General features: G+C 59.4%; 5 protein-coding genes and 1 pseudogene. 4 read left to right on the top strand and 2 right to left on the bottom strand.

Translation table 11 applies throughout. From position 1 onward, the window contains the following. Positions 1 to 37 precede the first annotated feature (37 nt). The 4 genes from BGE01nite_RS20480 (at position 38) to BGE01nite_RS20495 (ending at position 5,215) form a co-directional block, all read left to right on the top strand. Positions 38 to 979 (top strand): ABC transporter ATP-binding protein, encoded by a 942-nt coding sequence (locus BGE01nite_RS20480; RefSeq protein ID WP_146853136.1) that lies wholly within the window; start codon positions 38 to 40, stop codon positions 977 to 979. A gap of 39 nt (positions 980 to 1,018) precedes the next feature. After that, complete coding sequence (locus BGE01nite_RS20485; protein WP_146853138.1) at positions 1,019 to 1,777, top strand: ABC transporter permease; 759 nt, start codon at positions 1,019 to 1,021, stop codon at positions 1,775 to 1,777. Between the two features lie 87 nt (positions 1,778 to 1,864). Continuing rightward, entirely contained in the window at positions 1,865 to 3,313 is a 1,449-nt protein-coding gene (locus BGE01nite_RS20490; protein ID WP_170266934.1) for a DUF7088 domain-containing protein, read from the top strand. A 48-nt stretch (positions 3,314 to 3,361) separates the two neighbouring features. After that, entirely contained in the window at positions 3,362 to 5,215 is a 1,854-nt protein-coding gene (locus BGE01nite_RS20495) for a DUF4340 domain-containing protein (protein WP_146853142.1), read from the top strand. Between the two features lie 300 nt (positions 5,216 to 5,515). On the opposite strand, the gene BGE01nite_RS20500 is transcribed toward BGE01nite_RS20495, so the two are convergent. Next, the gene (locus BGE01nite_RS20500) at positions 5,516 to 6,211 is read right to left on the bottom strand and encodes a P-loop NTPase family protein (RefSeq protein ID WP_146853144.1); all 696 of its coding nucleotides are present in this window, start codon (positions 6,209 to 6,211) and stop codon (positions 5,516 to 5,518) included. A 222-nt stretch (positions 6,212 to 6,433) separates the two neighbouring features. Further along, positions 6,434 to 6,880: pseudogene (locus tag BGE01nite_RS29090) on the bottom strand (hypothetical protein); the annotation flags it as partial.

Here is a 6,880-nt window from a genome sequence, read left to right on the forward strand (position 1 = left end):
CCATTTTCCTCGTTTTCGTCCCCCCTTTTCTCGCCGCATGATTGATGTCCAGGATCTCACCAAGCAGTACGCCGGTCGCACCGCCGTGGACCGGCTGACGTTCCAGGTGGAGCCGGGGCAGATTGTGGGGTTCCTGGGGCCTAACGGTGCTGGCAAGTCCACCACCATGCGGATCCTCTCGGGCTTCATGCCGCCGACCAGCGGCCGGGCAACGGTGAATGGGTTCGATGTCTTCCATGACTCCATCGCCGTGCGGAAAAGCATCGGCTACATGCCAGAGATGGCACCGCTCTACACGGACATGCGGGTGAAGGAGTACCTCCGCTTTCGGGCCGAACTCAAGGGCCTCTCCGGCCGGGCCATGCGCCACCGCGTGGGAGAGGTCATGGAGCTCTGCACCGTCTCAGACGTCCGCCGCCGCCTCATCGGGCACCTTTCCAAAGGCTTCCGTCAGCGTGTAGCCCTGGCAGATGCGCTTTTGCACAAGCCGCCCCTCCTCATCTTGGATGAGCCTACGAATGGTCTCGATCCTGTGCAGATCCGGCAGGTGCGTGAGCTTCTGACCAATCTCAAGCCAGCCCACACCATCCTGCTTTCCACCCACATCCTTCAGGAAGTGGAGGCCGTGTGTGACCGTGTGCTGATGATTCATCATGGCCGCATCCTGGCGAATGAGACTCCTGACAAGCTCACCCGCGGTCTCCGCGCCGCCTCCGTGGTGCAGATCGAGATCCAGGCGAAGGGCGATGATGTGCTCACCAAGCTCGAAGCCCTGCCAAATGTCCGGAAGGCCACCCAGGATGCCGAGCAAGATGGCTGGCGTATGATCTCCCTGCGTGTCGAGGCACGTCAGGATGTGCGCGAGGCCCTGATGGACCTCGTTTTGAAACAAAACTGGAAGCTCCGCGAGCTGCATCGCCAGCTTCCGAGCCTTGAGGATGTCTTCGTCGAGCTCGCCGCTGCGGACCGTGCCAAGTAAGTCATCCCGCCTTTTTCATCCCCGATTTTATTTCCCCTGATGCGTCTCCTTTGGGTCCTCTTTAAAAAAGAACTGCGTGCCTTCTTTGTCTCGCCCGTGGCCTATGTGGTCCTGGCGCTGATCATGGTGCTCAGCGGTTATTCCTTCCGCGCCGCGCTCTCCATCCTGGAGCGCGGACCTAGCGAGGGCAGCATCGTCCAGTGGATGTTCCAGCCGAACTGGTTCTGGCTCTCCTACTTCTTCACCTTCCCGCTGCTCACCATGCGCCTCTTCGCGGAGGAAAAGAAGATGGGCACCTTTGAGACGCTCTTTACCACGCCGGTGCACACCTGGCAGGTGGTGCTCTCCAAGTATCTCGCCTCCGTTTTTGTGTATGCCATCCTGTGGCTGCCCAGCTACATCAATTTTCACCTGGTGGACTGGATCACCGCTGGCCAGGTCGCCATTCCTCCGGGTTCGTTGAAGGGCAGCTACCTCATCCTGCTGGCCATGGGCCTCTTTAATCTCTCCATCGGTTGCTTCGCCTCCTCATTGACCTCGAACCAGATCATCGCCGCAGTCGTTTCCTTCAGCGCCAGCCTGCTGCATTTCCTGGGTGGCCTCTTCATCATGGTGCTGGGCCGGAAGGTCTCGGAGACCTTTGTCGACATCACCAACTACTTTGTCAGCATGGAGCACATCCGCACCTTCACCAGCGGCCTTATCGATACCCGTCCGCTGGTCTACTACAGCAGCCTCTCGGTGCTCTTCCTGATCCTGACCCATCAGGTGCTCGAGTTCCGCCGCTGGAAGCCTTGATGCTTCAAACCCTTCTTTCTGTTTTTCCGTCCCGTTCCTTCCTTTTCAATGTCCGCTGATTCCGAAAACACCCCGCCCGCCCCTCCCATGCCCCGCCGCTGGAGCATCGGGGTGAATGTGTTCATTCAGATCATGCTGACGCTGGTGCTGTTCTTTGGCGTGAACCGCCTCAGTTACCGCTACCACACGCGCTGGGACCTCAGCCCGCAGAAGAACTTCACCCTCAGCCAGATCACGCTGAACAACCTCGAGAAGCTCTCGAAGGACGTCTTCATCGCAAACGTCATCCCACGGGATGCGCCGCTCTTTGGTGAGACGCAGACCCTGCTGGAGGAATACCGCATCAATGGCCAGGGCCGCGTCAAAGTGCGCAGCATCGATCCGCTCCGCGATGTCGAGCGTGCCGAGGAGCTCAAGGCTGAGACCGGCCTGCCTCTGGATCAGAGCGGCGTGATCGTCCGCTGCTCCAAGCGCACACGCTTCATCCCGGAAGAGGAACTCGTCATTCGTGAAAAGGGGGGCACCGAAGTCCAGCGCGCCATCAAGGAATATCGCGGTGAGGATGCCATCACCTCCGCGCTCATCAACGTGGTCGAGGGAGATGCCAAGAAACTCTATTTCGTCGTCGGCAAAGGCTCTCGCACGGAGGCTGCGCTGCTTGAATCCATGCTCGCCATCGGTGAGCTCGGACGTCAGCAGAACTTCCAGCTCTTCCCGCTCAACCTTGCGGAAATCAGCACCGTGCCTGCGGATGCCGATGGCGTCATCCTCTGTGGTCTGCGTTACGATCTCTCCGAGCGTGAGATGGAGATCATCAAAGCCTACTGGGCACGTCAGCGTACCGGCCTCCTGGTCATGCTGGATCCCTCCGGCGAGACCCCACGCCTCGGGGCCTTCCTCGGACTTCATGGCGTCGTCCCGCGTGGTGACCGCGTGCTCTATGCGGAGAGCACCGGCAAAGGCGCGCGCAAAGAGTTCTCCGTGCAGGCCATCTTTGATGTCGAGTCTCCGATCACTCGTCCGCTCGCGACGACGAGCACCAACCTTCCCGGTCAGACCGAATCCCTCGAGGTGCGTTTTGAAGACGAGTATCTCAAGAATCAAAACATCACCGTGCATCCGCTGATGGGCGCTTCGACCCGTTATTGGGGAGAGAAGAACTACCTCGAAGACCTGCCCATCGCCGATGATGAAGATGTGAAAGAGGACGTCTTCCTCGCCGCCAGCGTGGAGCGTGGCAGCATCTCGGATGAGCGCGTTCGTCTGGAAAGCTGCCGCATGGTCATCGTTGGCAATGCTGCCATGCTGGACAAGCAGTCCGCCCTCGCGGTGAACCGCGACTTCGTCTCCGCCTCCCTGAACTGGATCCTGAACCGCGAGAAGAACATCGGCATCACTCCGAAGCCGAAGAGCAACTACCGCATCCAGCTCACGCAGCGTCAGAGTGACATCATCTTCTGGAGCACCACTCTGGTCATGCCGTCCATCGTCCTGTCTCTGGGGCTCATGGTGTGGGCCTCCCGCCGTGCTTCCTGATGGAGCCTGTTCACCTTCCGTTTCGATCTGCTTACGTCACCCTAGCTCATGCGCCTCCGCACCACGCTTCTGCTTCTTCTACTCGCCCTGGGTCTGGGTGCCGTCATCGTCGGCATCGAGAGGTACATGCCCTCCACCCGTGAACTGGCGGAGATGAGAAAGGGCCCGGTGCGCTTTGAGCAGAAGTCCGTCACGCAGATCGACCTCGACTCCAGCGGTGGTGATGGAGTGAGCCTGCAGTGGGATGGTGCCCAGTGGTGGGTTCGCCGCCCCTTCAATGACCTCGCTGATCCTGTGCGCGTGGAAAAGCTCCTCACCGAGCTGCGTAACATCGGCTGGATCAACCGTGTCCACCGTGAAGAGTTTGAGGGTGATGCCGCCTGGGACAAGACACAGCTCGGCAAGCCTCGTCACGTCGTTCGCCTGAATGCAGGCAGCAAACCCGTGTTGAACCTCCGCCTCGGTGCCACCACGCCGATCGAGGGCAGCCATTACATCACGCTCAAGGATGTGGCCCATGATGGCGAGCACGCCCACTACGTGGCCAAGACCACGCTGCCAGATCTGCTCAAGGCCACCGCCAATGACTGGCGTGATCCCAAGCTTCTCCGTCTGCCCGCCGATTTCGTGACCAACCTCAAGCTCGTGCAGGCCGGTGGTCAGATTGAGCTCTCCCGCGTCGATGCCAAGGCGCCCTGGATGCTCGTGAAACCTCTCAGCACACGTGCCAGCAAAGAGCGTGTCGGCGAGCTGCTTTCCACCCTCTTGAACCTCACCATCAAGGATGCTTCCGAGCCTGCGAACGGTGCGGCCAAGCCTGCCGTCGCCGCTCCCGCGACCGGTGAGATTTCTGCCCAGGAGATGAAGGTCAGCATCACCGTCCAGGGGCTGCCGCAGCCCTTTGATCTCACTCTCACCCGGCCCGCCAAGCCAGATGCCGCGGAGACCGTGGCGCATGCCAGCTACCGCAAGCCTGTCTTCACCATCCTCTCCAAGACCCTCTCCCTGCTCTGGTCCGAGCCCAACCAATTGCGTGACCGCATGCTGGCCCGCATCGACAAGGAAGTCGTCTCCAGCATCGACATCACCAGCTCCCTGCATCCTGCCATTCATCTTGAGAAGAAGAGTGATTCCTGGTTCATCCAGCGCGGCGACAAACTCTCCCCTGCGAACGGCGATCGCATCTTCGGTTTCTTTGACTCGCTGAACACCTTTCAGGTGCTCGAGTTCACCGCAGACACCGCTTCCAATCTCACGCCTTATGGCCTGGACAATCCCTTCCTCACCGCGTCGTGGGTGGAGGCGGGGGCAAAGCCCGTGAAGCTTCTCCTCGGCACCAATGCGGCGAGCACGGAGTTCTTCGCCAAGTATGACCATGAGCCCAGTGTGTATCGCATTGATGCCACCATCCTGCCGAACATCCCGCAGGATCCCATCAAGTGGAAGGGACTCGGTGTCATGCGCTTCACGCAGTTCGCCTTGCGCCAGATCAGCCTCGCCGCCGGCACCGCACCTCCCACCGTGCTGAAGTATGACTCCACCACCGCGCAGTGGACCGGCACACGCGCAGGCCAGGACATCACCCCCATGCTTGATCGCGTAAAGGCTGACAAACTCGCCGGTTCTCTCGCCAAGCTCAACGTCCAGGACTGGGTGGGTGATATCACCAACGCCATCCCCGCGCTGCAGAAACCTGCACTGCACGTCGTCGTCACCCTCGGCGAGCCCGGCACCAACACCGGCCCCACTCGTGACCTCGTCCTCAGCTTTGCCCCCACGCAGGCTGACAACATGAACAGCGCCCTCTTCTTCGGTCAGCTCCAGGGAGATGCAGACGTCTTCTACATCGCGAAAACCTCCCTCCTCGAACTCCTCGCCCCCGTCTTCAAAGCGAAGGAGTAATTCCTCTCTGGTCGAAACGATCAAACGGCCTCGAAGTCGCGAAGCGTCCTGGAGTGCTCCAGTCCTCTGGAGCTCTGGATCGGTATTTCCACGATCAGTCTCCACTCACCATCTCAAATACCTTCTATCCGCCTACGGAACACACGGAAGACACGGAAAAGGAGAAGGCATCGGATTGGACCTTCCGTGTTTTCCGTGTGTTCCGTAGGCCCTCCTGCTCCGGCCATTCCAAGCTGGCAGAGAGAGGACAAAATCTGAAAATCTTTCTACCCTAATGTTTCTACAAATGGTTAGGGGGCATCACACATGCAGCGCATCCAGTTGCTCATAAGCATGGTTCAGCCATACCTTCACGCGCTGACGTTCCAGGATGCCGAGGCCCGCGCCTTCTTTGCTCGTCCTGTTCTTCGCCGCCCAGAAGCTTGTGCTTCCTGCATCGATCTTGTTGATCACGGTCTCATGCAGGCGCCTTAAAGTCAGAAACCGCGCATTCAAAGACAGCGCATGCTCCTTCTCGCCAGACTTCTCCAGGATGTCAAAATTCTCACCGCGTAATTGGTTAAGCACGATGACGTAGTTCAGCCGCGACCCAAATCGATCGAGCACCTTCTTCAGCAGGTCCACGGAGTCGCGTCCCGTGTCCATGACATGCCAGTAAGTCAGCGTGAGGCCGGCCTCGCCTGTCGCTTCCAGCACACCAGATTCCTCCATCCACTTCACCAGGGACTCATGGGTCTGCGCGGCCAGATCCACCAGGATGCGCTTCTCCGGCTGCTCGCAGGCCGTTTCCACAATGAGATCCAGGCTCTCATACTTGTCTGCCACCACCGGCGAGGCGTAGTCGCTGTAAAAGCGCAGGAGCGAGCCATGGGAGCGGTCCGTGTCAAACCCCAGGAACGGCTGTTCATGATCGATGAAATACTGCGCCAGCACACGCGCGACCACCGATTTGCCGACCCCGCCCTTTTCTCCGCCGATGAAGTGAATGTTAGCCATGATTGAATGAGAAAGAAGAGATGAAATGAGATGCACCTGCCGCCTCAAGAAGGTTGGAGGGCAGCAAGAACCACCCTTTGAGATAGCAGGCGGCTGACCAAGTCAGCCCTCTTTCTGTGACAATGACTCCAGCTTCGGACTCCCCACATTCCTGGAGTCTGGAGACTGGGTTAAGGTCTCTCTAGTGTCGGCACATTCGCCAGAATGCGTCAGACCCATCTTTCAGCCCTGGTCTTTTTGAATCCGCTTCCGGCGCTCTTGCCATTGCGCGATCAACTTTGGTTTGCAGTTCTCAAGCGCCTCCGAACCCACCACCCCGATCAGGTCGGATTCACTCGGATTCTCCTCAAAGTCATCACTCCCATCCCCATCTCCCCTCTCCGCGTCTTCTGCTGATCGGCCATCTTTCTGGAAACCACCGTCAACCACTGTCAACGACTGTAAACCACCGTCAACGGCTCCCGGCTCCCCTTCCACCCCGATCAGGTCGGATTCACCCGGATCCCCCTCACCGCCTTCCTCCTCACTCTCGTCTTCTTCCCCCTCTCTCCGCGTCCCTGGGGGCCGAAGCCTTGGCGAAGGCCCCTCCGTGTCTCCCCTCTCCGCGTCTTCCGATTCCGCGTCTTCCGATTCCTCATCCCACTCCACCATCACCTCCTTGATCTCCTT

Source organism: Prosthecobacter gellanilyticus (assembly GCF_007992435.1).
GTDB classification, from domain to species: domain Bacteria; phylum Verrucomicrobiota; class Verrucomicrobiia; order Verrucomicrobiales; family Verrucomicrobiaceae; genus Prosthecobacter; species Prosthecobacter gellanilyticus.

Excerpts from the sequence above, each read along its gene's own strand:
- BGE01nite_RS20490 (WP_170266934.1), top strand. The coding sequence starts at position 1,865 with ATGCCCCGCCGCTGGAGCATCGGGGTGAATGTGTTCATTCAGATCATG.
- BGE01nite_RS20480 (WP_146853136.1), top strand. The coding sequence starts at position 38 with ATGATTGATGTCCAGGATCTCACCAAGCAGTACGCCGGTCGCACCGCC.
- BGE01nite_RS20485 (WP_146853138.1), top strand. The coding sequence starts at position 1,019 with ATGCGTCTCCTTTGGGTCCTCTTTAAAAAAGAACTGCGTGCCTTCTTT.
- BGE01nite_RS20500 (WP_146853144.1), bottom strand. The coding sequence starts at position 6,211 with ATGGCTAACATTCACTTCATCGGCGGAGAAAAGGGCGGGGTCGGCAAA.
- BGE01nite_RS20495 (WP_146853142.1), top strand. The coding sequence starts at position 3,362 with ATGCGCCTCCGCACCACGCTTCTGCTTCTTCTACTCGCCCTGGGTCTG.